The organism is Flavobacterium ginsenosidimutans (assembly GCF_003254625.1).
Classification (GTDB): domain Bacteria; phylum Bacteroidota; class Bacteroidia; order Flavobacteriales; family Flavobacteriaceae; genus Flavobacterium; species Flavobacterium ginsenosidimutans.
Map to the genome: position 1 here is coordinate 261257 of NZ_QJRJ01000080.1, position 26096 is coordinate 287352.

At 32.1% G+C, this 26096-nt stretch carries 21 protein-coding genes; 15 read left to right on the top strand and 6 right to left on the bottom strand.

Features of this window, described 5'->3' with window-relative positions:
- Positions 1 to 2166 carry a TonB-dependent receptor gene (locus DM444_RS17450; protein ID WP_111288960.1) on the bottom strand — a complete coding sequence of 722 codons (2166 nt, stop codon included), beginning with the start codon at positions 2164 to 2166 and terminating at the stop codon, positions 1 to 3.
- A gap of 141 nt (positions 2167 to 2307) precedes the next feature.
- Between DM444_RS17450 and DM444_RS17455 the strand changes: the two genes are divergently transcribed.
- The 10 genes from DM444_RS17455 (at position 2308) to DM444_RS17500 (ending at position 10366) form a co-directional block, all read left to right on the top strand.
- Positions 2308 to 2766, top strand: a complete 459-nt coding sequence (locus tag DM444_RS17455; RefSeq protein WP_111288962.1) for a DinB family protein — start codon at positions 2308 to 2310, stop codon at positions 2764 to 2766.
- Between the two features lie 160 nt (positions 2767 to 2926).
- Positions 2927 to 3385, top strand: a complete 459-nt coding sequence (locus tag DM444_RS17460) for a YciI family protein (RefSeq protein WP_111288964.1) — start codon at positions 2927 to 2929, stop codon at positions 3383 to 3385.
- A 3-nt stretch (positions 3386 to 3388) separates the two neighbouring features.
- Positions 3389 to 3964: a sugar O-acetyltransferase gene (locus DM444_RS17465; RefSeq protein ID WP_111288966.1), complete on the top strand. Its 576-nt coding sequence runs from the start codon at positions 3389 to 3391 to the stop codon at positions 3962 to 3964.
- Positions 3964 to 4353, top strand: coding sequence for an SMU1112c/YaeR family gloxylase I-like metalloprotein (gene gloA2 / locus DM444_RS17470; RefSeq protein ID WP_111288968.1), 390 nt, complete (start codon positions 3964 to 3966; stop codon positions 4351 to 4353). Before DM444_RS17465 ends, gloA2 begins: the two co-directional genes overlap by 1 nt.
- Before the next feature lie 209 nt (positions 4354 to 4562).
- Positions 4563 to 5954 carry a hypothetical protein gene (locus DM444_RS17475; protein ID WP_162614993.1) on the top strand — a complete coding sequence of 464 codons (1392 nt, stop codon included), beginning with the start codon at positions 4563 to 4565 and terminating at the stop codon, positions 5952 to 5954.
- Positions 5955 to 6111: 157 nt separating this feature from the next.
- A complete protein-coding gene (locus DM444_RS17480) occupies positions 6112 to 7392 on the top strand; it encodes a chloride channel protein (protein ID WP_111289266.1) in 1281 nt (426 codons plus the stop codon).
- 86 nt (positions 7393 to 7478) lie between these two features.
- Positions 7479 to 8078, top strand: a complete 600-nt coding sequence (locus tag DM444_RS17485; protein WP_111288972.1) for an HPP family protein — start codon at positions 7479 to 7481, stop codon at positions 8076 to 8078.
- A gap of 190 nt (positions 8079 to 8268) precedes the next feature.
- Positions 8269 to 8808 carry an IS1096 element passenger TnpR family protein gene (locus tag DM444_RS17490; protein ID WP_111289268.1) on the top strand — a complete coding sequence of 180 codons (540 nt, stop codon included), beginning with the start codon at positions 8269 to 8271 and terminating at the stop codon, positions 8806 to 8808.
- A gap of 94 nt (positions 8809 to 8902) precedes the next feature.
- A complete protein-coding gene (locus DM444_RS17495) occupies positions 8903 to 9262 on the top strand; it encodes a four helix bundle protein (protein ID WP_111288974.1) in 360 nt (119 codons plus the stop codon).
- 45 nt (positions 9263 to 9307) lie between these two features.
- Entirely contained in the window at positions 9308 to 10366 is a 1059-nt protein-coding gene (locus DM444_RS17500) for a nucleoid-associated protein (protein ID WP_111288976.1), read from the top strand.
- Between the two features lie 85 nt (positions 10367 to 10451).
- On the opposite strand, the gene DM444_RS17505 is transcribed toward DM444_RS17500, so the two are convergent.
- Together DM444_RS17505 and DM444_RS17510 are read right to left on the bottom strand one after the other, a co-directional pair.
- Complete coding sequence (locus tag DM444_RS17505) at positions 10452 to 11033, bottom strand: TetR/AcrR family transcriptional regulator (RefSeq protein WP_111288978.1); 582 nt, start codon at positions 11031 to 11033, stop codon at positions 10452 to 10454.
- Between the two features lie 70 nt (positions 11034 to 11103).
- The gene (locus tag DM444_RS17510) at positions 11104 to 11856 is read right to left on the bottom strand and encodes an SDR family oxidoreductase (protein WP_111288980.1); all 753 of its coding nucleotides are present in this window, start codon (positions 11854 to 11856) and stop codon (positions 11104 to 11106) included.
- A 228-nt stretch (positions 11857 to 12084) separates the two neighbouring features.
- Here DM444_RS17510 and DM444_RS17515 point away from each other — a divergent pair, with 228 nt between their 5' ends.
- A complete protein-coding gene (locus DM444_RS17515) occupies positions 12085 to 14454 on the top strand; it encodes a GAF domain-containing protein (RefSeq protein ID WP_111288982.1) in 2370 nt (789 codons plus the stop codon).
- Positions 14455 to 14759: 305 nt separating this feature from the next.
- On the opposite strand, the gene DM444_RS17520 is transcribed toward DM444_RS17515, so the two are convergent.
- Entirely contained in the window at positions 14760 to 15947 is a 1188-nt protein-coding gene (locus tag DM444_RS17520) for a Pycsar system effector family protein (RefSeq protein WP_111288984.1), read from the bottom strand.
- Positions 15948 to 15973: 26 nt separating this feature from the next.
- On the opposite strand from DM444_RS17520, the gene DM444_RS17525 reads away from it, so the two are divergent.
- Positions 15974 to 19705 carry a metallophosphoesterase gene (locus tag DM444_RS17525; RefSeq protein ID WP_111288986.1) on the top strand — a complete coding sequence of 1244 codons (3732 nt, stop codon included), beginning with the start codon at positions 15974 to 15976 and terminating at the stop codon, positions 19703 to 19705.
- 152 nt (positions 19706 to 19857) lie between these two features.
- Here the strand turns inward: DM444_RS17525 and DM444_RS17530 are convergent, their stop codons facing one another.
- Both DM444_RS17530 and DM444_RS17535 read right to left on the bottom strand, forming a co-directional pair.
- Positions 19858 to 20715, bottom strand: a complete 858-nt coding sequence (locus DM444_RS17530; RefSeq protein WP_111289270.1) for an SdiA-regulated/phytase-like domain-containing protein — start codon at positions 20713 to 20715, stop codon at positions 19858 to 19860.
- A gap of 53 nt (positions 20716 to 20768) precedes the next feature.
- Positions 20769 to 21821, bottom strand: coding sequence for a hypothetical protein (locus DM444_RS17535; RefSeq protein WP_111288988.1), 1053 nt, complete (start codon positions 21819 to 21821; stop codon positions 20769 to 20771).
- A gap of 106 nt (positions 21822 to 21927) precedes the next feature.
- Between DM444_RS17535 and DM444_RS17540 the strand changes: the two genes are divergently transcribed.
- The 3 genes from DM444_RS17540 to DM444_RS17550 all read left to right on the top strand — a co-directional run bounded on the left by DM444_RS17540 (position 21928) and on the right by DM444_RS17550 (position 26044).
- Positions 21928 to 22839, top strand: a complete 912-nt coding sequence (locus tag DM444_RS17540; protein WP_111288990.1) for an ABC transporter ATP-binding protein — start codon at positions 21928 to 21930, stop codon at positions 22837 to 22839.
- A 3-nt stretch (positions 22840 to 22842) separates the two neighbouring features.
- Positions 22843 to 23679, top strand: coding sequence for an ABC transporter permease (locus DM444_RS17545; protein WP_111288992.1), 837 nt, complete (start codon positions 22843 to 22845; stop codon positions 23677 to 23679).
- 70 nt (positions 23680 to 23749) lie between these two features.
- The gene (locus DM444_RS17550) at positions 23750 to 26044 is read left to right on the top strand and encodes a T9SS type B sorting domain-containing protein (RefSeq protein ID WP_239455710.1); all 2295 of its coding nucleotides are present in this window, start codon (positions 23750 to 23752) and stop codon (positions 26042 to 26044) included.
- Positions 26045 to 26096: the final 52 nt, after the last annotated feature.

Below are 26096 nucleotides of genomic sequence, written 5' to 3' on the forward strand. Positions count from 1 at the left end.
TTAAAGATTTTTAAGCTGATTCTCATTTTTATTTTGGCTGATTGTCCAGAAGAAACCTACGAAGAAGAATCTGTCTGCAGTCGGAACAACGGCTTGTCTTTGATAAACTCCACTTGGATCTGGATTTTTAGCATAATCGTAACCGAAAACATTTTGTGTTCCTAAAAGATTTGAAACTGAGAAATAAAGAATTTTTTGTGTTGTTAATAAGTATGCCCAATTGAAACTCAAACTATTGTAAGATTTAGTTTTTCCGTTCATAAATTGCGTTTGGTTTGGATCGTTGTACGGACGTCCTGAACTATAACTATTTGTAAATCCGATTTGTGATTTCCAGTCGGTAATGAAATATTTTGTTACTAAAGACAAACTATGGTTGGCAATAAAACTTGGAGTCGCCATGTTCGGAAAGTTTTTATATTGTCTTTCTGAATCGATGTAAGAATATGAAATCCAATATTCTAAGTTTTTGTACAAATTGCTATCTCTCCAAAGCAAATCAAAACCTTTTGCATAACCTGATCCGTTGTTATTAAAAACTGAATTGTACTGAATATCTCTCGTATCGTACTGAACTAAATTTCTATAATCTTTATAATAAAGTTCTGTTCTCAGCAATTGTCCCGGTTTTGTAAACGTGTAATTCAAAATATAATGTTGCGCTTTTTCGCTTTCAAACTGATGGTATTTTGAATATTTAATATAATCTACAACAGGCGTTTGAGAGAAATCTCCGTAAGCAAAAGAAAACTGGCTGCTTTTTGAAAGTTTGTATCCTAATGAAGCTCTTGGTGCAATGTTGTTTTCGTTTAATAAACTATTATTAGAATATCTTAAACCTACTTTTAAAGCCAGATTTTTTGAAAACGAAACATCACCTTCTACATATGATGCAAAAATGTTAGAATCATAACCATTTGCAATATCAAGAGAAACATTGTCAACTATATCTTCATTGTATTTGGTAATGAAATAATCTGTTCCGAAAGACAATCTGAAATAGTTTGAAAATTTCTTGCTTAACTTTAATTTCAATTGTGCCGCATTTTCTACACTTTTAACCCCCGTAATATCATATTTCAACTTGTTATTACTATAACCGTAACTAACTCCCGAAGTTAACGTCCAGCCTGATCCAAAACTTCCTTTGTAAGATGAATTCAAATAGAAGTTATTATTGTTCATATCTGTTCTAATAGGATTTTCAAAATTGACATTCTTCTGATTTAAATCGAATCTTTCTGAATCGAATGAAGCATATAATTTGAAAACTCCGTTTGTAAATTTATATCTATAAACTGTTTCACCTCCAAGCGATTGATAAGGATTATTCCAATCTACATTTTGCGGAATCACAGCTTGGTATGGCGCTAAATTCACATACATCATATTTACGCTCAAAGTACTTTTTTTGAATTTTTGAGTATTTCCTACGCTCAAACCTACAGTCATAAAACCCAAATCTGTTTTTTCGTGATCTTCGTCATCTTGTGTATTCAAAAGCAAAACACTTGACAAAGCTTCGCCGTATTCTGCAGAATATCCGCCTGTAGAAAAAGCAATTCCGCTAAACAAGAAAGGAGAAAATCTGCTTCGAGTTGGTAAATTATTTGTAGTTGCTCCATACGGTTGTGCTACACGAATTCCGTCTACAAAAGTTTGAGTTTCGCTAGCTTCTCCTCCACGCACAAACAAACGTCCATCTTCACCTACTGTCTGCGTTCCAGGCAAAGTTTGCAAAGCTGCCACGATATTTCCAGCAGAACCCGCAGTCGTTACAATATCTAAAGGTTTTAAAACAGAAACTCTAGCTTTTTCTCCAGATTCTAAAGTTCCAGCCGTAATGACAACTGCATCTAAAGCATTAACATTTTCTCTTAATTTTACCGTTTGGTCTTTATAATTAGCAACATCAATTTCTTGTTTATAAGTTTCGAAAAGTAAAAAACTAACCACTAAAAATTTATTTCCAGTTTCAGTAGTTTCAAAAGAGAACTCTCCAGTTTCAGAGCTTGTTGCTCCGTCATAAGTTCCATCTATATAAATATTTGCACCTGCAACTGGTTTTCCTTTTTGGTCAACTACTTTTCCTGAAATAGTATTCTGAGCAAAAATTAAAGCTGTAAAAAATAAAAAGCTAACTGTAAAAAATAATTTGGTTTTCATATCCGTTTTGGTTTTTGATGAAGCAAATGTATTTTAACAATTCATGTTAAAAAATATATAATAACCCAATTGTAGAATTTCGAGGATGAGTTGTAAAATACTAATTTGTATCTTAGCTAGGAAAACCATAATCATCTTTTTATGTCAGAAAGTAAACGAATTTCAAATCTATATCAATCCATTTATAATGGAAATCCTTGGCTTGAAGTCAATTTGGCTAGCACTCTAAAAAATGTAACAGCAGAGCAAGCTTACAAAAAAGCAAACCCTAATCTTAATACGATTTGGGAAATTGTGAATCATTTGATACAATGGAGAAGAAATATTTTAGAGCGTATGCAGGGAGAAGTGATCGTAACTCCAGATCATAACTATTTTGTTCCTGTTTTAGATCCGTCAGAAGTGGCTTGGGAACAATCGCTTCAGACACTTGCAAAAACTCAAGAATCGTGGAATGCTTTTTTTGAGAATTTTGATGATGAAGATTTAGCGAAGATTTATGTAAATAACGGTCATACGTATTACGAACACATTCACGGAATTATTCAGCATGATGTTTATCATTTAGGGCAGATTGTTATTTTGAAGAAACTGGTTTAAAACGTCGCTTATGTCATTCCGAGGAACGAGGAATCTCCGCGAGAAGCTCTACAAAGATTGGATTTTAGTTATAGAGTTACTTGCGGAGATTCCTCGTTCCTCGGAATGACAAAATTGAGCCTAATTTTTAAATAATATAATTTTAAAGTTGAATTGCATTATGAAAAAATCAATACTGTTATTTGCTCTTTTGCTATTAAGCGCTACCAGCTTTTCGCAAGAAACCGAAGTGAAATATGATGAAACCCTTGCAAAATCTCTTCACGCTGACGAATACGGAATGAAGAAATATGTTTTTTGTCTTTTAAAATCTGGAAGCAACACAACCGCTTCTAAAGAAGAAACCAAAAAGCTTTTTGAAGGGCACATGGAAAATATTGGCAAATTGGCCAAAGAAGGAAAACTGGTTGTTGCTGGACCTTTCATGAAAAATGATAGAAATTATCGTGGTATTTACATCTTTAATGTCGAAACGATAGAAGAAGCCAAAGCTCTTGTCGCTACCGATCCAGCAATAAAAGCCAATTTACTCGAAGCCGAATTAACGCCTTGGTATTGCACTGCAGCTTTACAGGAAACTGTGAAAATACATGACAAAATCGCCAAGACGAAAATGTAAAATATGAAAACAGAAAAAGAAAAAATGATCTCTGGCGAGTATTACAACGCCTTTGATCCTGAATTGATAAAAGGACGCCGAAATGCTAAAAATTTACTGCATACCTTAAATGTAAAAGAATACAGAGTTACCAAAAAAGCAAAAGAAATTTTAAAAGAATTAATTCCAAATGCTGGAGCTGGTTTTTATATAGAACCTCCTTTTCACTGTGATTACGGTTACAATATTTTTGCTGGCGAAAATGTTTATTTTAATGTGAATTGTGTGGTTTTGGACTGTGCTCCTGTAACTATAGGATCAAATGTGTTTATTGCGCCAAATGTTCAAATTTATACCGCTTCTCATCCGCTTGACGCTGAATTAAGAAAAACACTAGAAAATGCTTATCCAGTTACAATTGGAGACGATTGCTGGATTGGCGGAAATTCTGTTATCTGCCCTGGAGTAACAATCGGAAAAGGTTGTGTTATTGGTGCTGGATCTGTTGTTACAAAAGATATTCCAGACAATTCACTTGCTGTTGGAAATCCTGCCAAAGTTATTCGAAAATTAAATCAAGAACCTGAATCAAAAAAATAATGCTTACCCTTAATAAAGTTCACCATATTGCCCTTTTATGTTCCGATTACGAAAAATCGAAATATTTCTACACTCAGATTTTAGGTTTAACCATAATTAGAGAAATCTATCGTGAAGAGCGCCAGTCTTATAAATTAGATTTGGCTCTAAATGGCACTTATGTAGTCGAATTATTCTCTTTTCCAAATCCGCCACAAAGACCTTCAAGACCAGAAGCGGTTGGTTTGCGCCATTTGGCATTTGAAGTTATTAATTTAGAAGAAACAATTGCTTTTTTAACTTCTAAAAAAATTGAATCAGAACCAATTAGAATTGATGAAACGACAGAAAAACGTTTTACTTTTATTGCAGATCCTGATTTATTGCCCATTGAGTTTTATGAGCGTTAGGTTTTTTTTTTCTGCCACGAAGGCGCTAAGACGCAAAGTTTTTTTAATTTTTAAATATTGAAGGATTGAATTGCGTCCAGCTTTAGCTTATGTAAAAATAAATCTTAGCGTCTTTGAAAGTTTACTCATACTAGGATTCTACAAATTGTTCCCAACCTTTACAATAAAAAAATACTCTATTCAAGAAAGGAAATTCTAAAAACATAGATATGAGGTTATTTTACTTATTTATTATCATTTTTTTTCCACTTATTCTTTTCAGTCAGGAAAATAGAATAATCAAAATGATAGATGGTGAACCTATAAAAAACGGCGTATTTTTAAAATCAACTCCTGAAGGGTGGACTTTTGTTAACAAGAAAGGAGTCCAATATTACAAATCGTTCAAATCAGTTTTTAGTATAAATAACGGAATGGTAAGAGTTGAAGAAAATCTGCCAGCTGATCAAACTAGAGGCAATAGCAAAGGAAAGACCGCCAGTGTAAGTGAAATTTATATTTTAGAAATCATGAAACAAATGGGCGATATCAATTATTATTATTTTCCAGATCGATATATAAAAGTTGGATATTTTGAAGACAATTCAAATAAATTAGATTATGTTATTGAACTTAATAATCACACGGATGCAGCAGGATTTGCTGGCTCCAGAGACGGGAAATATGCTAAGATAAATAAGATCGGAGATGTATTAACGGAGTTTAAATATGACCATAGCTTTAGATTTTTCACTGTTACTAAAAAAAATAAAAGCGTAAAAACCTATGTAAAATTAGATTATTTTACCGGAAAAGAAGTTTTTTCAACGAAAGACAGTCTAGTAAGATATTGGGATACAAAAAACTATATTGTCAAAAATACCAAAACTAAGAAATATTTATTTACTTACAATTCTCATACTTACACAGTGCCGAAAGAATTTATCTATATAAAAGGTTTATCGCAGAAAAGTAAAATTTTTACCTATAGTTTTTACAATCGTAAAAAAGAGATTCACGAATATGGTTTTATTAAACTTAACGGAAAAAAATTAAAAACTGATTTAGAGCCTCTTTCTACTTTCTATAACGGTCATGGTATTGTGAAAGAAGAAATAAAAGACAGTCTTCAAAAAACAAAAATTGTTATTAAAATTGTAAACGAGCAATTAGAAAACTTCAGAATCTTAAACGATATTACGGTTGGTAGTGATTTTGATAGCTATGGAAATATCATTATGTCATATCCAGTAGGAGAAATACAGAATATTAAGTTTAAAGATTGTGTAATTGACTATAAAGGAAATTACATCATTACTCCTGCCGGAGATTGGAACAAAATATGGGAAGTCTCCGACGGAATTTATCATCGCGAAGTATATTATTATAAAAAAATAGACAGGATTTTAAATAGTTGGACTACTGATGAATATTACTACAACCAAAAGGGCGAGAAACTATTTCAAGTTTCAAATGAAGGTTTAAACAGGCCTTTTTTCTTTATTGGTGAAAAATTCAATTATTTCCGCATGTCTAGTATGCAAAATATCATTATGACTTTGGATAAGCAAAATAATGTCCTTGAAAGCAGTATATCTGGTATAGTCGAAACTAAATTATAGATGAATAGAGCGTTATATATCAATAAGTATACTGAGCGAATTTTCCTGTTTATATCTATTTTAACATACTAAAATGAATATTTCCTAGAAAAAACCGAATTTGATGCTTAATTTTGTAATCCGCAGAAAAAAATGCGGAATTCTCAAACTTATAATGATGAACAAAACGGCGCAAATCAAAAAAAATCATCAATTAATCAAATTCCGAAAATTAGTTATTGTTTCTATTTTAATTGGCTTTCTTTCAGCTTTCCTCGGAATTTCACTAAAAAAAATAACGGAATATTACGAAGAGATCTTCTTTCATGAAGTTTCAGTTCACCCAGTATTTTACATCATATTTCCAGTTTTCGGATTATCGGTAATTTATTTCTTAAGACAATATCTTTTTAAGAAAAAAGAAAATAAAGGAATCAAAGAAGTTTTTGAAAGTACAGCATCAAAATCTAATAATCTTCCTTCTTATAAAATTCCATCACATTTCATAAACGGATTATTAACGGTTATTTTTGGAGGTTCTACAGGAATTGAAGTTTCTACTGTTGTTGCTACAGCAACTATTGGATCTGTTGCTCATGAAAAAGAAAATGTTTTCCGTCAATATAAAACAGAATTAATCTGTGCGGGTGTTGCTGCGGGAGTTACAGCACTTTTCAGTAGTCCAATTGCAGGAGTTTTATTTGCTTTCGAAGTAATTTCTAGAAAAGTAACTCGTGCATTTATCATTTCAAATTTAATTGCCGTTTCTATTGCTTTTGGTTTACTGACCATTTTAAAAGAAGAACCTTTATTTGCAGTTTCAATCGTAACTTGGAATTTAAAAGCGATTCCATACTTCATTCTTTTAGGAATTTTAGCTGGAATGAATTCGGTTTATCTAACTCGCTGCGTTTTATTTTTCAAATCACAATTTGGTAAAATCGACACACATTATTACAAAATCATTTTAGGTTCAGCAGTTTTAAGTCTTTCCTTATTCTTTTTTCCTCAATTGTACGGAGAAGGTTATCACGCCATTAAAGGTATATTTGGAAATGCGCCTCAAATTCAATTAACTATAACTTTAGCTTTAACATTTATTGGAATTTTAATTCTAAAACCAATTGTTACTTCTATAACATTGGCTTCTGGAGGTGACGGAGGTGTTTTTGCTCCAAGTTTATTTATCGGAGCATTTTTAGGATTACTATTGGCTTCGATCTTAAACAGCTTTTTCCATGTAAATGTAATTCCAGTTAACTTTATGATTATCGGAATGGCTGCGGTTCTTAGCGCAAGTATTCACGCGCCTTTTACAGCGATATTCTTAGTTTGCGGTTTAACAAACGATTATACTTTGTTTTTCCCAATTCTTGTAGTTTGTTTAATTTCAAAATACACTGCAAAAACAATTTATCCGTATACAGTATACAGTTATTCTCCAAGCTTAGTTAAATAATTTACAGGCTAATAATAATCTGGAGATTAAAAAAACATACAGCAAAGTATATTTAAAAGCATAACGAATAAAAATAATACCACATAATGCCAACTGAAAAAATAAAAAGAAGCTATCGCAAAACACGTTACATCCTTTACAAAGAAACTTTAATTGATTATAAAGAACACTTTTGGTCATTTTTAGGTTCTTTCGTCGGAATCGGAATTTTAGCTTATGTACAATCGATACATTTTTCTGGTCCTGATGCAGTATATTTAATTGGTTCTTTTGGAGCATCGAGTGTTTTGGTTTATGGAATTATTCAAAGTCCGTTTTCACAGCCTCGAAATTTAGTTGGCGGACATGTAATTTCTGCTCTTGTCGGTGTAACTGTCAACAAATTGGTTCCCGATATTATGTGGATTGCCGCACCTTTGGCGGTTTCAATTGCCATCATTTTAATGCAGATTACTAAAACGCTTCACCCACCTGGAGGTGCAACAGCTTTAATCGCAGTTATTGGAACAGAAAAAGTAAAAGCTTTAGGTTATATGTATGTACTCTCTCCAGTTTTTACAGGAGTTATGATTTTACTTTTAACGGCTTTGATTTTCAATAATATGACTTCAAGCAGAAGTTATCCAAGTCACAGTACTTATCACAAACATTATCATAAGATTAGAAAAAGATTGACGAGAAAATAAATTTTTTAAGTTCTGTTTGTCAGGCTGAGCGAAGTCGAAGGCTCGCAAATTGGAATGTGGCTTCGACTTCGCTCAGCCTGACAAACTAATTGAAAATCAATTTCCTAAAATCTTTTCAACAAATCGCAATTCGAGATTCGAATTTCGTTTTTTATATTTTACCTTTGACCTCTCAATAAAAACAAAGATTATGGTTTATAAATTTAGAGTTATTCTAGACGCCGAAGAAGATATTTTTAGAGACATTGCTATTCTTGAGGAAGATACACTTGAGGATTTACACAATGCAATCTTCAATGCTTTTGGCTTTGACGGATCAGAAGTGGCTTCATTTTATACTTGTGATGATACTTGGAATCAAGAAGATGAAATTCCGCTTTTTGATACAGGAGATGTTCCTGGCGAAATAAGAACCATGAACGATTATCCGTTATCTAGTATTTTAGACAAACAAAATACTAAGATTATCTACGTTTATGATTTCATCAGTATGTGGACTTTCTTAGTTGAATTGGCCGCTGTCGAAGATGAACAAGTTGGAGCAATTTACCCAGAAACTTTATATTCTCACGGCGAAATGCCAGACGAAGCTCTTGAAAAAAACTTCGAAGCAGATATGCACGACGATATTTACGGAGAATTTGAAGACGACTTAGACGAAGAAGATCTTGATATGTTTGAAGGCGATGACAGCTTCGAAGATTATGGATTTGAGGAGAATTGGAATTAATCTAAGTTGCTAAGATTCTGAGACACTAAGATTCTAAGCTTTCTTTTTTTTTGAGAGATTTTTCTTATTTTTAAAATTAATTTAAAAATAAAAAATGAGTCATTTTAAAAAAATCTTAGTTTGGCAAAAGTCAATTTCCTTAGTTACCAAAATTTACAAAGCAACAAGTACATTTCCCAAAGAAGAAATGTTTGGATTAACTTCGCAGATACGTCGAAGCTCAGTTTCCATTCCGAGCAATATTGCGGAAGGATCAGGTAGAGAAAGCAGTAAAGATTTTTTACGATTTTTATATATTTCTCTTGGTTCTATATTTGAGATGCAGACTCAACTCGAAATTGCAAAAAATATAATTTACATAAACGAAGAAGAATTTAACCTTTTATATGAGGATAGTCGAGAGATCGAAAGAATGTTAGCGTCATTAATTAGAAAATTAAAAGACAGTAATTAAAAACTTAGTATCTTAGAAACTTAGAATCTCAGCAACTCAAAAAAAATGATCAACTTATTCAACACCCACATCGATACGCTTGCTATTCACCGCGTAGGAAACAAAAGCCGTAACGAAGCGATTTTTTTATCAGAGCAGCCGTTTAATTTAAATGACGAGATTGTTCCTTTGATTAAAGAATTCTTTTTTAAACCTTTTAGAGAAAAAGAAGAAAACTATTATCAGTTTGCACACGAAGTGGACTTGGACTACAACGACATGTTTAAATATGCAACTGAGATTTTTGCAAATCCGTCAAATGTTCATGAGGTTTCTAAAAACATCACAAAACATTTATACGAGCAGTCAAATCACCCGCACATTAAAAATGGTGAAGTTTATGTAACGTATTTGACTAATCTAAGTATTGATAACAATGTTGTTGATGCAATTGGAATTTTCAAAAGCGAGTTACAAGCAGACTTTTTACAGTTTGAAGAAAATGGAAGCAACCTTGAAATGATTTTACAGCAAGGAATTAACTTGAGTAAATTAGATAAAGGATGTTTGATTTTCAACTACAAAAGAGAAGAAGGATATAAAATTTTAACTGTAGACAGCAACCGTTATGATGCGCGTTACTGGTTAGAGCACTTTTTATCTGTTGATGCTTTTGAGGATGAAAATTTCATCACAAAAAAATATTTAAAATTCTGTCAAAACTTCGCAAAAGATGTTGTTTTACCAGCAGAAGACAAGAAAGAGGAAGTAATGTTTATGAACCGATCTGTGAATTATTTCGCTAAAAATGATCAGTTTGAAGAGCAGAATTTCTTGAATGAAGTATTAGACAATCCTGATTTGATTCCTGAATTTAAAAACTATAAAGTTGATAAAGGAGAAAAATACAGCATCGAAGATGTTACCTCATTCCCTATTGCCAACGCAGCAGTTTCTGACGCTAGAAAATCGATTAAAAACGTAATTAATTTGGATACTCACATTCAGATTAAAATGGATTTTATTAATCCTGAAAGTGCAGAAAAATTTGTTGAAAAAGGCTGGGATGAAGAAAAACAAATGTATTACTACTTAGTTTACTTCAACAAAGAAGAGAAAAGCTAAGAAGTTTTCATTTTCTATTACTTACTTAATACAAAAAAAGGCAGTTACATTTGTAATTGCCTTTTTTTATTTGCTTCAATTCTCTTTAAAATAAAGAAAAAATAGCTTTCAGAATATCATCATAAACTTGTTTGTCTCTTTCTCCTGCACGAGCTAAAACACGAATTCCAGAATAATTATTAAAGATAAAACGAGCTAAAGATCGAGCTTCTTGTTTATCAGAAATCTGGCCTAACTCCTGCCCTTTTTTTATAGATAGGCAAAAAATATCTTCGACCGTTTTCTGATTATTGTGAACAATTTTTGCAATTTCAGGATCGTGCATCGCCAATTCTACTGACGAATTCACCATAAAACAGCCTTTTGTAATTCGATCTTGAAGACTTTCTACAACAGCCTGTTTAAAGATTTCCGTTAAAGCTATTTTGATGTTTTCAGCATTTTCTAAAAGCTCTTTAAGACTGTCTTGATTTTGCTGTTGATATCGTTGCAATGACTTTACAAATAGCTTTTGCTTATCGCCAAAAGTATCATACAAACTAGAACGGCTTAATCCTAAATGATTTACCAAATCCTGTGCAGAAGTTCCGTTGTAACCTTTATGCCAAAAAATCTCGATTGCTTTATCTAAAGCTTGATCTTCATTAAATTCTTTCGTTCTAGCCATGACATTCAAATTAAATTCATTTACAAAGATATAAAAAACGGAACAATCGTTCCTGAATTAGTCAAAAAAATTATAATACTGTATTCACAGTAAGTCCACCATCAACCACAATTTCAGTTCCTGTTATGAATGAAGAATCGTCTGATGCAAGGAAACTAACTGTTTTTGCCACTTCGGTAGCTTGTCCAAAACGTTTCAATAAAATCTTTTGCCCTAAAGCTGCTCCTAAACCTTCAACTTCTTCTTTTTCTAAACCAACTTTACCATATAAAGGTGTTTCGATTGGACCAGGAGAAACCGCGTTTACTCTAATTTTTCTTGAAGCTAATTCTGCAGCAAAAATTTTGTTTAATGATAAAACCGCTGCTTTACTTGCTCCATAAACACTTGAACCTGGCATTCCTAATTGAGCATTTACTGAAGTATTGAAAATAATAGAACCTCCATCGTTTAAAATTGGCAGCACTTTTTGAACTGTAAAATAAACTCCTTTTACATTCACATTCATAATACTGTCATAATGATCTTCTGAAGCTGAATCAACTGGAGCAAAAGCTGCAATTCCTGCATTCAAGAATAGAATATCAACTTTTCCAAATTTTGATTTTACTTCTGCTACCAAATTATCAATTGATTTTAAATCAGATTGGTCTGCAACAATTCCAGTAACATTTAATTCAGATTCCGCTTTCGCTAAAGCTTCTTTGTTTCTTCCTGTTACAATTACTTTTGCTCCTTTTGCAACTAAATCAGCCGCAGCTGCGTATCCAATTCCGCTATTTCCACCTGTCACGATTGCCACTTTGTTTTCTAAATTTTTCATTGTTATTTGTTTTTTAAGTTATTGATTATTCAATTATTATGGTACAAAGATATAATAACGGAACGATCGTTCCGTTATTATCAATGTTAATTTTTAGTTAAAATAAAAAGAAACTTCCCGAAAGCCTTTAATTATAAGGGAAACAACTATTTAACTATAGAGGAAAGAGATTATAAAATGTCGTACATTCTTAATTTATCCTTAATTTTGTATTAAAAAATAACTCAGATGGATATTCAATTTTTTAAAGAAAGTCCTTTTACCACTATAATTTCATTTCACAAGCTAATCGAATCTTTTGAAGAAATTGCTTTATCAGACGTTGATTATAGATCAAATTACGCCAAAGCGATTTTAGAACAAATTGACTTAATTCCGGAACTTAGGACTGGAATCCAGGATTATTCAATCATTAAAGACAATGAAGCTTTAATTAAAAATATTTTAGCCGATTTATTTCCAACTGCATTGACGCACAACGAAATAAAAGCGGTAACGATTCCATTTCAAAATATCTCCTTTAACTATACAGAGCGTTTCAAGAAAATTCTCAAAAATGCGGGAGACGAATTTTACATGGAAATTCGTGATTTTAGCGAACATCAATTCTATATTAATAACTGCTGTTTGATTTTAAGCTATTATTACAATCAACGTATTGATTTTAATCAGCCATTTTTCTATGACATTCCAGATGAAAATGGTGTAGAAAAGCATTATAGAATTTTATACAATGCTGATTTCATGGAAATTATTCCAACTGAAAACTCTGTCCTATTAACTCAAGAAGATATCGATCAATTGATTGACAATTACAATGATATTGATTTATGGAAATCTAAATTCCCTAAAGGAAGCTGGATTTTAAGAGGTTTCGGAATTGTTTCATTGTTTGATGCCACAACAGAAAGTGCTATTTCTATTTTGAAAAGTAATTTGTTGAAACCTGGACCAAAAACAGTTGAAACAGATGAGGAAGTTTCTAATATTTTTCAGTCAATTTTTAATCTTCCGAATTTAAAAGTCGGATTTATTATTTACAATCCTGAAGAAGAGAAATTCATCAGACCAGCAAAATATGATAAACAGATGAAGAGCTTTTTACTTTCTGCCGATCAGGAAGTAGATTGTAAAAATGCTTTTTTTGGATGTTCTTTCGAAAATTTATTGGACAACAGAGAACCTTTCGTTATTTCTAATGTTAGCAAATTCACAGAAGAATCAACAAATAAAAGACTTGGCGAACATTTACTAAAACAAGGAATACAGAGCTGTATTTTTGCTCCAGTTATCAAAAGCGGACATTTATTAGGTGTTGTCGAATTGGTTTCTCAAAATCCAAGAGATCTAAACAGCGTAAATGCTACAAAACTAGATTTGGTTCTTCCTTATTTGACTGACACAATTGATCGTTACAATACGGATATGCAACATCAGATTGAAGCGATTATTCAGCGAGAATATACTACAATTCACCCAAGCGTTTATTGGAAATTTAAAAGGGAATCGCAGAATTATTTTCAGAATATGAATCATACTAAAGATTATATTTTTAAAGAAATTGTCTTTAAAAATGTATATCCGCTATATGGTCAAATCGATATAAAAGGTTCTTCTGAGCATCGAAATGAAACCGTGAAAATTGATTTGAAAAGTCAGTTGACGGCACTTTTGGAAATCTTCGATAATCAGAAACCAAATTCGAATCTAGTTCTTTTGGAACAAAGAAAATTTGAATTGGAATCGCTTCGAAGCGAATTGGATTTTCCTTTAAAAGCAGATACAGAACAGCATATTCAAAGATATATTGAAGAAGAAATTCATCCGATTTTGAAAAATACAAAAGGCAATGCTAAAGATGAGAAATTGGCAGAATTGTATTTTGAAAAACTGGATGAAAAAACAGGAATGTTTTATCACGAAAGAAAGAAGTTCGACAACGCAATGTCGATTATCAATAAGAGATTAGCAACGGTTTTAGATAGAAAACAAGTTGAAGCTCAACAGATTTATCCGCATTATTACGAACGTTTCAAAACGGATGGTGTTGAACATAATTTGTATATTGGAGCTTCGATTTCGCCAACAAAACCATTCGATATTATGTATTTGCATAATCTCCGTTTATGGCAATTGCAGACTTTATGTGAAATGGAATTGGAACATCACGAACTTAAAGAATCGCTTCCTTATGAATTGGATGTTACTTCTTTAATTTTGGTTTTCAGTTCTCCGCTTTCTATTCGTTTTAGAATGGATGAAAAACGTTTTGATGTTGATGGAACTTATAATGCAAGATATGAAGTCGTTAAAAAACGAATCGATAAATCGAACATTAAAGGAAGCAACGAAAGAATTACTGAAAAAGAGAAAATTACAATTGTGTATTCTCAAAACAGCGAAGAAGCAGAATATTTAAAATATATTAAATACTTACAGCACAAGAAAATTCTTGAACCTTCGATTGAGCAATTTGAAGTTGAAGATCTTCAGGGAGTTTCGGGCTTGAGAGCAATTCGTGTGAAAGTAATTAACAACATTTCAAACTCGAAAATTAAAAAAATAACCTATCAGGATTTATTAGATGAGCTCAACTAGATAGTTGAGCTTTTTTTTGCAGTTTTAAATTATTTAAACACATAGAAACATAGATTTTGAAAACCTATAAAAGGCATTTCATTTTTTTTGAAAAAACATAGCTGTACTTCTACTAATTTATGCGCAAAGCTTTGTCAAAGTTTCAAACTTTGACAAAGCTCTCAGCATTTTGATCTATGTGTGAGAAACTAGCTTCTTTCTCTATTCTTTTCTGAAATATAAAAAACTATATTTCTATGTGTTTAAAAACATTTCTGTAAAAAAAACTTTGTCAAAGTTTAAAACTTTGACAAAGTTCTCTAAATCTAGATTGATTTAAAAGCAATCACAAACGCGATTACGGTTATGATAATTCCGACCATAAAAAAGTTATATGCAATTCGGAGTAAATTATATTTTCGCTGTAAAACCAATCCTAGATAATACAAATCTTTAATCATGGTGGAATACAAATAATCTCTGTCTTTCATCATTTCATTCATTGCCCAATCGTAATCTTCAAGAGGCATTTTATAGAAATTTCCAAAAAACATTAAATTCACTTTTTTAGCTTCCACATCATCTCTTGTAAAAAATCCAGAAGTTACTTTTGGACGAGTAGAAAGAATCGCAAAAATAATCGTGATCACACTCGAAATCAACATAATAAAAGTTGGAACAACTAAATGTGCATTTTTTGGACTGTCTAATTTTGGAATAATAGACGATAATGCAATCGAAATAATAATCGCATTTACTGATAATAAAATATTGGCTTTACTATCTGCAATGCCACTTAAGCGAGTATGATTTCCAAGCGTAACACGAAATAAAGTATCAATTCCGCGATCTGGTTTTTCGGCTTTCTCAGCTTTTTCCTTTTTTTTATTTTCTTCTTCGAATGCGGCAGCGGCTTTCAATTCCTGTTTATTGATTTTTTTCTGAATTAATAATAGATTTTTTTCCTTTAAAGGTTGCCATTTTCTTAAGGCGTAATCTGTATAAAATCTGTGCTTATTCAATAAGAAATTTAAATTTTCTCTAGTCCATTCAGCATTTGAAAAACTAACTATGCCAGCATTTTTTAATTCAAGACGCAGCAATTCGCAAGTTGTAGCATATTCCGCTCCCATTAAATGCGCGTAATCTGCATCTCTTATAATTTTTTCTAAATGCGTTCTAGGCTCATATTCTTTAACTGTCGCCAAAATTAAACTTGAAACCAGTGCAATAAATTCTTCCGATTTTCCTTTTTCGCGCAAAAAGTCAGCAGCAATTTTTGTACTTTTCTTTTCATGGTTTTCATAACCTTCAATATATCCAGTGTCGTGAAACCAAGCTGCGACCAAAAGTGCCTCTTTATCATCTCCTTCCACATCTTCTTTTTTACAAAGCTCTTTTACCGCATTAACCACTGTAAAAGTATGATTAAAATTATGGTAAGAATATAAATTAGAAAGTTTATCTTTGAGTAAATTACCGACAAAATCCTCGGATTGTTCTATTAGATTCATAAAGAATATTTTTATACCACTAAATTATGAAATTGTTTTTGGATAATCATTTTATTGCCAAGATTAAAAACTCATCATTAGCAATAATGTCACTATTCATTGTTTATTCCTGTGCAACGCGCAAACCGCAGTACGGAAAAAATGTTAGTGCCAACGAAACAGAAAACGCAACAGATACTATAAAAATTGCTCATACATTTTTTCTTGTTGGCGATGCTGGAAATGCTGACGAAGAACAAGCACAGCAAACTCTGGAACTTTTGCATCAAAAGCTAAAAAAAGCAAGTAAAAAATCGACCCTTATTTTCTTGGGTGATAATATTTATCCAAAAGGTTTTCCGAGTGACAAACATCCAGAAGACAAGGCTTTGGCTGAAACTAAACTTACAAATCAATTAAAATTAACCAAAGATTTTAAAGGAAAAACAATCGTAATTCCTGGAAATCATGATTGGTACAGCGGCATTAAAGGTCTGGAACGTCAAGCGGATTTTGTGACGAAATATTTAAACGATAAAAAGAGTTTTCTTCCAAGAAAAACCTGCCCGATCGAAGATGTAAAAATTGACAGCACCACAACTTTGATAGCTGTTGATAGTGAATGGTTTCTGGAAGATTGGAACGATCATCCGACTATAAATGACAATTGCGAAATCAAAACAAGAGAAGCTTTCTTTGAAGAATTAGAAGGTCTTTTAAATAAAAACCAAGAAAAAACAGTTGTTTTAGCAATTCACCATCCTTTATTCAGTAACGGAACTCATGGCGGACAATTTTCATTAGAAAAACAATTATTCCCTTTAGAGCAAAAAATTCCGCTTCCGATAATTGGGTCTTTCATCAATTTATTGCGAAAAACATCTGGAGTTAGTCCGCAAGATATACAAAATAAACAATACACGATTTACACAAAAAGAATTAAAACGCTTTTACAGAAGCAGAAAAATGTAATTGTAGTCTCTGGACACGATCATAACTTGCAATTTATCAGCAAAGAAAATATTCAGCAAATTATTAGCGGTGCAGGATCAAAATCGGAAGCTGCGAGAGCAATAAATCCTTATGATTTTTCGTATGGCGGAAATGGATATGCAACATTAACTATGTTCAAAAGCGGCGACGCAAAAGTTTCTTTTTATGGAAATGAAAACAATAAAGAAAAACTGCTTTTTGAACGCGAAATTATAAAAGCCAAAGAAATTAACTGGGCTTCAGATATTCCGAATAAGTTTCCTACAACAGTGACCACTTCGATTTATTCTCCAAAAATGACTCAAAAAGGAGCATTTCACAGATTTTTATTTGGTCAGCATTATAGAAAATATTACAGTCTTCCTATTGAAGCTACAACTGCAACCGTTGATACTTTGAAGGGCGGTTTAAAACCAATTCGAGAAGGCGGCGGACATCAATCTGTTTCCTTAAGAATGTCTGATCCTCAAGGACGTGAATATATCATGCGCGCCATGAAAAAAAGCGCAACGGTATTTTTACAGTCAGTTGCTTTTAAAGATCAATATGTAGTAAATGAATTTGAAAAAACATACGCAGAAGATTTCTTATTTGATTTTTACACTACTTCTCACCCTTATTCTTCTTTTGCAATTGGCGGAATGTCTGATAAAATTGGGCTAAGACATACCAATCCGATTTTATATTATGTTCCAAAGCAAAATGGTTTAGGCGAATTTAATGCAAGCTTTGGAGATCAATTGTACATGGTTGAAGAGAGACCTGCAGACAATCATTTGGATGGGAAAAATTTCGGAAAACCAGACAATATTATTGGAACTGATGAAATGATGCTAAATCTTCATAAAGATGAAAAGTATGTTGTTGATGAAAAAGAATATATAAAAGCGCGTTTGTTTGATATTCTTTTAGGAGATTGGGACAGACACAGCGATCAATGGCGCTGGGCTGAATATAAAGAAAATGGAAAAGTAATTTACAGACCAATTCCTAGAGATCGTGATCAGGCTTTTGTTAAATATGATGGAGCTTTGCTTTCACTTATCATGAATATGCCACCACTTCGCCATATGCGAACTTTTAAAGGCGACAGAATCAATGTGAAATGGCTTGGAAGAGAACCTTATCCAATGGATTTGGCATTTCTAAGAACTGCTCAAGAAAAAGATTGGGTTGAGCAGGCGAAATACATTCAAGAAAATCTAACCGATGCAGATATCGATGAGGCTTTCAAAAACATGCCAAAAGAAGTTCAGGATGAAACAGTTGATGAAATCAAAGCAAAACTAAAAAGCAGAAAAAAAGATCTTCAAAAGTATGCTCGCAGATATTCTGATGTTTTAAACAAAACAGTTATGATTGCTGGAACAGACAAAAAAGATAAGTTTGTTATAAATCATAATGTAAAAAAAGGAATTGAAATTCAGGTTTTCAGAGTTAAAAAAGAAGGCGATGAATTGGTTTTTACCAAAAACGTAACGGATGATAAAACCAAAAATCTTTGGATTTACGGATTAGATGATAATGACACTTTTGAAGTAAAAGGAGATCAAAAATCTAGCATTAAAATTCGTTTAATCGGTGGCCAGAATAATGATACATATAATATCGAAAACGGAAGAAAAGTTATTGTTTACGATTTTAAATCAAAAGAAAACACATACAATTTAGATTCTAAAACCCAAACACAGTTAACAGACGATTACGATGTTAATTTATATAATTATGAAAGGCCAAAATACAATGTAATTGCAGGGCTTCCAACGATTGGATATAATCCAGATGATGGTGTAAAAATGGGAGTTAATTTAAATTATACGGTCAATAATTTCAAACAGAATCCGTACACACAAAGACATATTTTTAATGCATTCTACTATTTTGCGACAGGCGGTTTAGAATTTAATTATGTCGCGCATTTCCCAGGTTTATTAGGGAAATGGGTTATTGATGTGGAATCTTTATATACCACTCCAAATTTTGCTATGAACTATTTTGGATACGGAAATGAATCGCAATACGATGAAGATTTAGGAATGGATTATAATCGTGTTCGTATCAGAAAATTTAATGCTTCGGCCGCTATTCGTCACGTAGGAAGATTTGGAAGTGAATTCAGCATTCAGCCAATTTTCCAGAGAATGACAGTTGAAGAAACAGAAAACAGATATATAAATATTCCTGGAATTGTAAATCCAGTTGTTTTTGATAGCCAAAATTATGGCGGTTTGAAAGTTAAATATACTTTCAAAAATTCAGATTTTCAAGCAAAACCAACTTTAGGAATGTTCTTTATGATTGCTGGAACTTGGACGACAAATCTTGATCAGACAAAACAGAACTTCCCAACTTTGGAAAGTGCTTTAGGTTTTACACATAAAATCGATCATAATGGTAAATTGATTTTAGCAACTTATGTTAAAGGAAAAGCGATTTTAAATAATAACTACGAATTTTATCAAGGTGCTTCTCTTGGTGGCGATACCGATTTACGAGGTTTTAGAAATGAGCGTTTCTTAGGAAATTCATACTTTTCTCAAAGCTCTGATTTGCGTTTAAGTATTGGAAAAATCCGCAAAACGATTGTACCTTTTACATACGGAATTTTAGGTGGTTTCGACTACGGAAGGGTTTGGCTTGATGGCGAAGATTCTAGAAAATGGCATCAAGATTACGGCGGCGGACTTTGGCTGAATGCCATAAATGTTATTACGGCTAGAATTTCTTATTTCAAATCTCCTGATGAAGTTGGAAGGCTGATTTTTGGAGCTGCATATAGTTTTTAAAAAAGATGCTAAGATACTGAGATACTAAGGTTCTAAGTTTTTAGCTTTGAGATAAAAAATAGCCACTAATTCACGAATTATTTTTAATTAAAATTCGTCAATTCGTGGCTATTTTTTAACTTAGTAGCTTAGCAACTCAGAATCTTAGCGACTTAGAGTCTAAATTCATAAACCTTTCCTCCTATTTTATTTGTTTTTTCGTCGGCGATTAATAGCGTATTGTTGTCTTTAAAAACTATGGCTTCTTTTTGAGAAAAGTGATTTAGATTTAATTCTGTTTGTTTTCCTTTATGAAATAAATCTCCTTTAAAATCTTTAAACAACAAAACTTTATCATGACTTAATAAGGCAACTTTTTTTCCGTCTGGACTAATTGTCGCGCTTGTCAGCACGCAATGGTTGTAATTGTTACAAGTTTTAAATTCACCAATTCTTACTGCTTTCTGAGTTCCTGCAGCATTTTTTATTTTATAAATAAAAGCAGTTCCATCAAAACCTTTGCTTCTGTTTTTGGTGAAAAGGTAGAAATAACCATTTTGCTCAAAGAAACCTTCAACATCATAAAACATTTCTTTTTTCTTTGGAGGAAATTCTGTTTGTTCTGGATATGAAAATGAGATTTTATATTCGGCTTTAGCCAAATCATTATTGAATTGATTTTTTGTGACTTTATAAATACACAAATCTCTTCTTTCGTTATCATTGTTTCCGAAATCTCCAATGTAGATATTTCCAGATTTATCTTTTGTAATATCTTCCCAATCGACATTTGCAGCATTTGAAATGGTGATTGTTTTAGCTAATTTTCCTTTAGAATCAATTGCGTAAATAGCATTTTTATTTCCGCTATCTTCTAAAGTGTAAAGCAAATTCGTTTCAGGAAAATAGGAAATTCCCGAAACTTCTTTTAATTTTTTTGGAAGCGAATAAAGTTCTTTTAATTCAGAACCAGATTGTTTCTGGCAAGCTAATAAAACAATTGAACAGATAACTAGGAAAGATTTTTTCATGATACTATTTTTTATTTTTTTTTCATTCTGAGGAGTGATGAATGACAATAATTCTAAACTAAATTAGTGTTTTTAAAATTACGGATAATGAACTCAAATGCCGCGTGCATAACGTGTCCCATCGATTTTGCGTTTTTGAATTTCATATCGTTGGTATAACGGTACAATTCCATTTTTAATTGCAGTAAATGTTCTGGCGTTGAAATGGTATCGTGGCACATTATATTCAATAATTTTTTAATTCTGGTTTCGGCAGAATGGATACGTTTTGCCAAAATTGCTCTTTCTTCATCTTTATATTGAATGATCGAACGTTCTTCCAATTTTTCTTTAATCAGTTGAATCATTGGAAAATTTTCCTTGAAAAACTGTGGGCGATAGACTTTAAAATTCCCTTCGTAACATTGCTGATCAAAATCGATTGGACGAATTTTATAAACTACTTGATCAAAATCGTGAATTGGGACAATTACATAATTATAAGCGCGCATATCTCCTAAAAGACGAATCATACAGCGTTCGTTAAACTTTACGAACTCTTTTGCAATCTGTGCTTTTTCCATTTCACTGCATTTATCAAGCAGTGTATCCATAAAAACATCACCAGGAATTCCTATAATATGTTCTTCGATCAAAGTATCTTTATAAACCAAAAAGTTGATTTTATCTGGCGAAAGAATATCTTCCAATTCTAATCCGTAAATACGCGAAGCATCGGCTTTTTTAATGTAAAAATGAACGTAATTATCGTTGAGAATATTTCTCACTTTCACTCGAAAAGGTTTCGAATTTCCGAAAGTACAATAATCAATTGCATCAACATTCAGAAACTGAATAATTTCACTGTTACCATCAGAATGCAGAAGCGAGTATATTTTTTTCAGATTTAAATCAATTTCATTGCGTTCAAATTCACCGTAATATACTCGAATCCAAAGCGTATCGTTATCATTTTTATCATACACATTGATTGAGCCCGAAAAACGAAGCAAATCATCATAAAACACAGAAACCTTAGAAATACGTTCGTATCTTTCTAAATAACTTAAAAGTGGCTGTGTTAAAGGATAAGAAGGTTTTTTTAAAACCATTAAAGGCTCGCTCATTTTGAATATCTTTATTACAAATTTACATCAATACGATTTAAAGTTAGACTTTAAAGTAACAAAAATCAACTTGCCTCGTCATACTAAAAACTAAAACCAGAAAAATTTGGAAACCATATTAACCATCGAGAATTTAAGTAAAAGATACGGCCGAATTCAGGCTTTAAAAAATGTATCTTTTCAAATACAAAAAGGTCGCGTTTATGGCATTCTTGGCCCAAACGGCAGCGGAAAATCGACTACTTTAGGAATTGTATTAAACGTTGTCAATAGATCGTCTGGTAATTATCGCTGGTTTGACGGCAATATTGAAACACACGAAGCCTTAAAAAAAGTTGGCGCTATTATAGAAAGACCAAATTTTTATCCGTACATGACCGCTGAGCAAAACCTTCAATTGGTTTGCAAAATTAAAAACATCAACTATTCTAAAGTAAATGAAAAACTAGATTTAGTGGGTTTGAGCGAAAGAAAAGATAGCAAATTCAGTACTTTTTCTCTAGGGATGAAACAGCGTTTGGCAATTGCTTCGGCACTTTTAAACGATCCTGAAATTTTAATTTTAGATGAGCCTACAAATGGATTAGATCCGCAGGGAATTCATCAAATTCGAGATATTATTAAAAAAATCGCTTCTCAAGGAACTACAATTTTATTGGCTTCTCATTTATTAGATGAAGTTGAAAAAGTTTGTTCTCAAGTAATTGTTTTAAGAAAAGGCGAAGTTTTATATTCTGGTCCTGTTGACGGAATGTCTTCAAACGAAGGTTTCTTCGAATTACAATCCAATGACAATTTAGCTTTGAAAACTATCTTGCAAGAACATCCAGCTATTGACAGAGTTTCTGAAGAAGACGAAAAAGTTTTGGTTTATCTAAAATCTGATTTATCAGCTTCAGATTTAAATCAGTTTTTATTTTCTAAAAACATTGTTTTAAGTCATTTAGTAAAACGTAAAAACAGTTTAGAAGCTCAATTTTTAGAATTAACCAAAAATGCTATCGCCCAAAAAAACTAAACCATGAAAAGACTTCTTTCTATAGAATTGCAAAAAATCTGGATGAACAAAGCCAGCCGTATTTTAACTTTAACTTATTTCATATTACTTTCTTTTATAGCGCTAATCGCTGCTATAAAATTTGATATTGGACCTTTTAAATTTCATTTGGCAGAAATGGGAATCTTTAATTTTCCTTTTATCTGGCATTTTAATACTTATGTTGCCGCTTGGCTAAAATTCTTTTTAGCAATTGTAATAGTTTCTATGATGGCAAACGAATACAGTTACGGTACTTTAAAACAAAACTTAATTGACGGTTTAAGCAAGAAAGAATTTATTTTATCCAAATTCTTAACTGTAGTTGTATTTGCCTTTATATCAACGGTTTTTGTTTTTATAATGAGCTTAATTTTGGGTTACTTTTTTTCTTCTTATACAGAATTGAGTATTGTTTTTAGCGACCTAGATTTTCTTTTAGCCTTCTTTGTAAAACTAACTGGATTTTTCTCTTTCTGTTTGTTCTTAGGAATCCTTGTAAAACGTTCCGCCTTTGCATTAGGTTTTCTATTGGTTTGGAGTATACTTGAAGGAATTGCTAGAGGTACTTTAGCATTTAAAATTTTCCCAAACAGCGATACTGATGAAAAAATCACACAGTTTTTTCCTTTAGAATCAATGTCAAATTTAATTGTAAATCCAGGTCCTAGATTATCTGTTGTTAAAAATATTGGTACGCAAATGGGAATCGAAACAGATAGCAGTTACGCTGTAGATTATTCTGCTATTTTAATCGTTTTAATCTGGACTTTTTTATTCGTTTATTTTTCTTACAAATTATTGAAAAATCGAGATTTATAGTATATTTGTTACTATGAGTCGTATAAGCAGTTTTTTAATTATTCTATTAGTATGTTTTTCATCTTTAAAGATGAATGCACAAGTTATAACTATAGATGATCAAAGAACTCCACAAGAGCTTATAGAAAATGTTTTAGTAAATAGTTCTTGTGCATCGGCTTCAAATTCAACTGGAAAAGGTGATACTTTTAGATCTGGAAAACAAAGCTTCGCTTATTTCAATAGAAACGGAAGCAATTTCCCTTTTGAAGAAGGAATTGTGTTAGCCACATCGACTGCTGAAACTGCTATTGGTCCTTTCGTTAGTAATCTTACGAGCAATGATAGTGACCAATGGCTTGGCGATAGTGATCTTGATCAGGTTTTAGGAATTAATTCTATAAACTCAACATTATTAGAATTTGACTTTATTGCTTCTGCAAATTCATTAAGCTTTAATTATATTTTTGCTTCCAATGAATACCAATACGATTATCCCTGTCAATATTCAGACGGATTTGCTTTTTTAATAAAAGAAGTTGGATCAACTGGACCGTATAAAAATTTAGCTATTATTCCCAATACAACTACACCAGTTTCCTCTGTAGATATTCGCCCAGAAATTAAACCCGGGACAAGGCCTGGCGGAATTTCTTATACAGGTTGTCCAGCTTCAAATGAAAGTTATTTTAATGGTTTAAACAATAATACAAGTCCAATAAATTACGCAGGGCAAACCGAAGTAATGACAGCCCAAACTACAGTAGTTGCCGGAAAAAAATATCATGTTAAACTAGTAATTGCTGATGATGATTTCAAATATTTAGAATCTGCCATTTTTCTGGAAGCGGGAAGTTTTTTAACGAAAATAAACTTTGGTGAGGATAGAACAATCAGCAATAACAATCCTGTTTGTTATGGCGAAAATTTTGTTTTAGACACAAAACTAAGCACTGCTGATTATACTTTTAAATGGTTCATTAAAGATGTTCCAACCAATACTTATGTACAATTATCTGGCGCGAGAACTTCTACTTATACCGTAATCACTCCCGGGGCATACAAAGTTGAAGCGACTTTAAATGGAACAACTTGTGCTTCAATAGGAGATATTAAAGTTGAATTTGCACCAGAAATCATAACAAGAAATACTTCATTATTGCAATGTGATGATGATACTGACGGAATTACAATTTTTGATTTGACTAAAGTCGCTAATATTATAAAAAATAATAATTCTGAAATTATTAATCAGGGTTATTATGAGACATTAGCAAATGCGCGAGCAAAAACAAGCCCTATTTTAAACCCAGAGAGCTACACTAACAGAATTCCTAATCAAACTGTTTTTGCAAGAATTGAAAACATTTATGGCTGTTTCACAACGCCCGAAATTGCTTTAAATGTTTCGACTTCTGTTATTCCCGATCAGTCGCCAATTGAAACATGCGATTATGACCAAACGTTGGATGGTTTATATCAATTTGATTTACAAGCAGAAGTAACTCCTCAAATCATGACAGGTCTTCCTTCTGGATTAGTAATAAATTACTTTTTGACAGCAAATGATGCGTTAAGGGAGACAAATCCGTTGCCAAATATATTCAGAAACACGATTCCGAATAGTCAGACTATTTATGCTCGTGCAGTAAATGGATCTGATTGCTATGATATAACACCTGTAGAATTGGTGGTTCATACTTTCGATCCTCCAAATTTTGAAGATGAAACACTATATTTATGCAAAGGTGACCAGTTAACATTATCAGTAGCCACTGGTTTTAAAAGTTACAATTGGTCAAATGGAGCTACGACAAACTCAACATTAATCAATACAGCTGGCGATTATTCTGTTATAGTCACCAATGCTAATGATTGTCAGAAAACAAAAAATTTCAAGGTAATTTTATCAGAACCTGCTTTAATTACTGCAGAGGTAAAAGATTTTTCTGGAAATGATAATACTGTGAAAATTCAATATACTGGTGTCGGAGATTACGAATTTTCTCTTGATGGAACTATTTTTCAAGACGATCCAACTTTTACTCAAGTAACGCCAGGAGCTTACAATGCAATAGCAAGAGATAAAAACGGATGTGGTTTATCAAATTCTTTATTAATATATGTTTTAGATTACCCTCGTTTTTTTACTCCTAATGGTGACGGTTACAACGATTTGTGGGCAATAAAAAACATTGATCAAATGCCAGATTACACTATTTCAATTTTTGACCGTTATGGAAAACTCTTGAAACAAATGACTCAAAATAGTACTGGCTGGAATGGAATTTTCAACGGACAGGAAATGCCATCAGACGATTATTGGTTTACTCTTTTATTTGTTAACGGAAAAAATGTAAAAGGTCATTTTAGTTTGAAAAGATAAACTTCAAAAAAAAACAATTTTCAAATTGCAATCTCTGAAATTCCAATCTCTG

Bases quoted from the DNA above. Each gene is read 5' to 3' on its own strand.
- DM444_RS17515 (WP_111288982.1), top strand. From the start codon at position 12,085: ATGGATATTCAATTTTTTAAAGAAAGTCCTTTTACCACTATAATTTCA.
- DM444_RS17490 (WP_111289268.1), top strand. From the start codon at position 8,269: ATGGTTTATAAATTTAGAGTTATTCTAGACGCCGAAGAAGATATTTTT.
- DM444_RS17475 (WP_162614993.1), top strand. From the start codon at position 4,563: ATGAGGTTATTTTACTTATTTATTATCATTTTTTTTCCACTTATTCTT.
- DM444_RS17495 (WP_111288974.1), top strand. From the start codon at position 8,903: ATGAGTCATTTTAAAAAAATCTTAGTTTGGCAAAAGTCAATTTCCTTA.
- DM444_RS17510 (WP_111288980.1), bottom strand. From the start codon at position 11,856: ATGAAAAATTTAGAAAACAAAGTGGCAATCGTGACAGGTGGAAATAGC.
- DM444_RS17500 (WP_111288976.1), top strand. From the start codon at position 9,308: ATGATCAACTTATTCAACACCCACATCGATACGCTTGCTATTCACCGC.
- DM444_RS17535 (WP_111288988.1), bottom strand. From the start codon at position 21,821: ATGAGCGAGCCTTTAATGGTTTTAAAAAAACCTTCTTATCCTTTAACA.
- DM444_RS17450 (WP_111288960.1), bottom strand. From the start codon at position 2,166: ATGAAAACCAAATTATTTTTTACAGTTAGCTTTTTATTTTTTACAGCT.
- DM444_RS17525 (WP_111288986.1), top strand. From the start codon at position 15,974: ATGAAATTGTTTTTGGATAATCATTTTATTGCCAAGATTAAAAACTCA.
- DM444_RS17520 (WP_111288984.1), bottom strand. From the start codon at position 15,947: ATGAATCTAATAGAACAATCCGAGGATTTTGTCGGTAATTTACTCAAA.
- DM444_RS17545 (WP_111288992.1), top strand. From the start codon at position 22,843: ATGAAAAGACTTCTTTCTATAGAATTGCAAAAAATCTGGATGAACAAA.
- DM444_RS17465 (WP_111288966.1), top strand. From the start codon at position 3,389: ATGAAAACAGAAAAAGAAAAAATGATCTCTGGCGAGTATTACAACGCC.
- DM444_RS17460 (WP_111288964.1), top strand. From the start codon at position 2,927: ATGAAAAAATCAATACTGTTATTTGCTCTTTTGCTATTAAGCGCTACC.
- DM444_RS17485 (WP_111288972.1), top strand. From the start codon at position 7,479: ATGCCAACTGAAAAAATAAAAAGAAGCTATCGCAAAACACGTTACATC.
- DM444_RS17550 (WP_239455710.1), top strand. From the start codon at position 23,750: ATGAATGCACAAGTTATAACTATAGATGATCAAAGAACTCCACAAGAG.
- DM444_RS17480 (WP_111289266.1), top strand. From the start codon at position 6,112: ATGAACAAAACGGCGCAAATCAAAAAAAATCATCAATTAATCAAATTC.
- DM444_RS17455 (WP_111288962.1), top strand. From the start codon at position 2,308: ATGTCAGAAAGTAAACGAATTTCAAATCTATATCAATCCATTTATAAT.
- DM444_RS17530 (WP_111289270.1), bottom strand. From the start codon at position 20,715: ATGAAAAAATCTTTCCTAGTTATCTGTTCAATTGTTTTATTAGCTTGC.
- gloA2 (WP_111288968.1), top strand. From the start codon at position 3,964: ATGCTTACCCTTAATAAAGTTCACCATATTGCCCTTTTATGTTCCGAT.
- DM444_RS17505 (WP_111288978.1), bottom strand. From the start codon at position 11,033: ATGGCTAGAACGAAAGAATTTAATGAAGATCAAGCTTTAGATAAAGCA.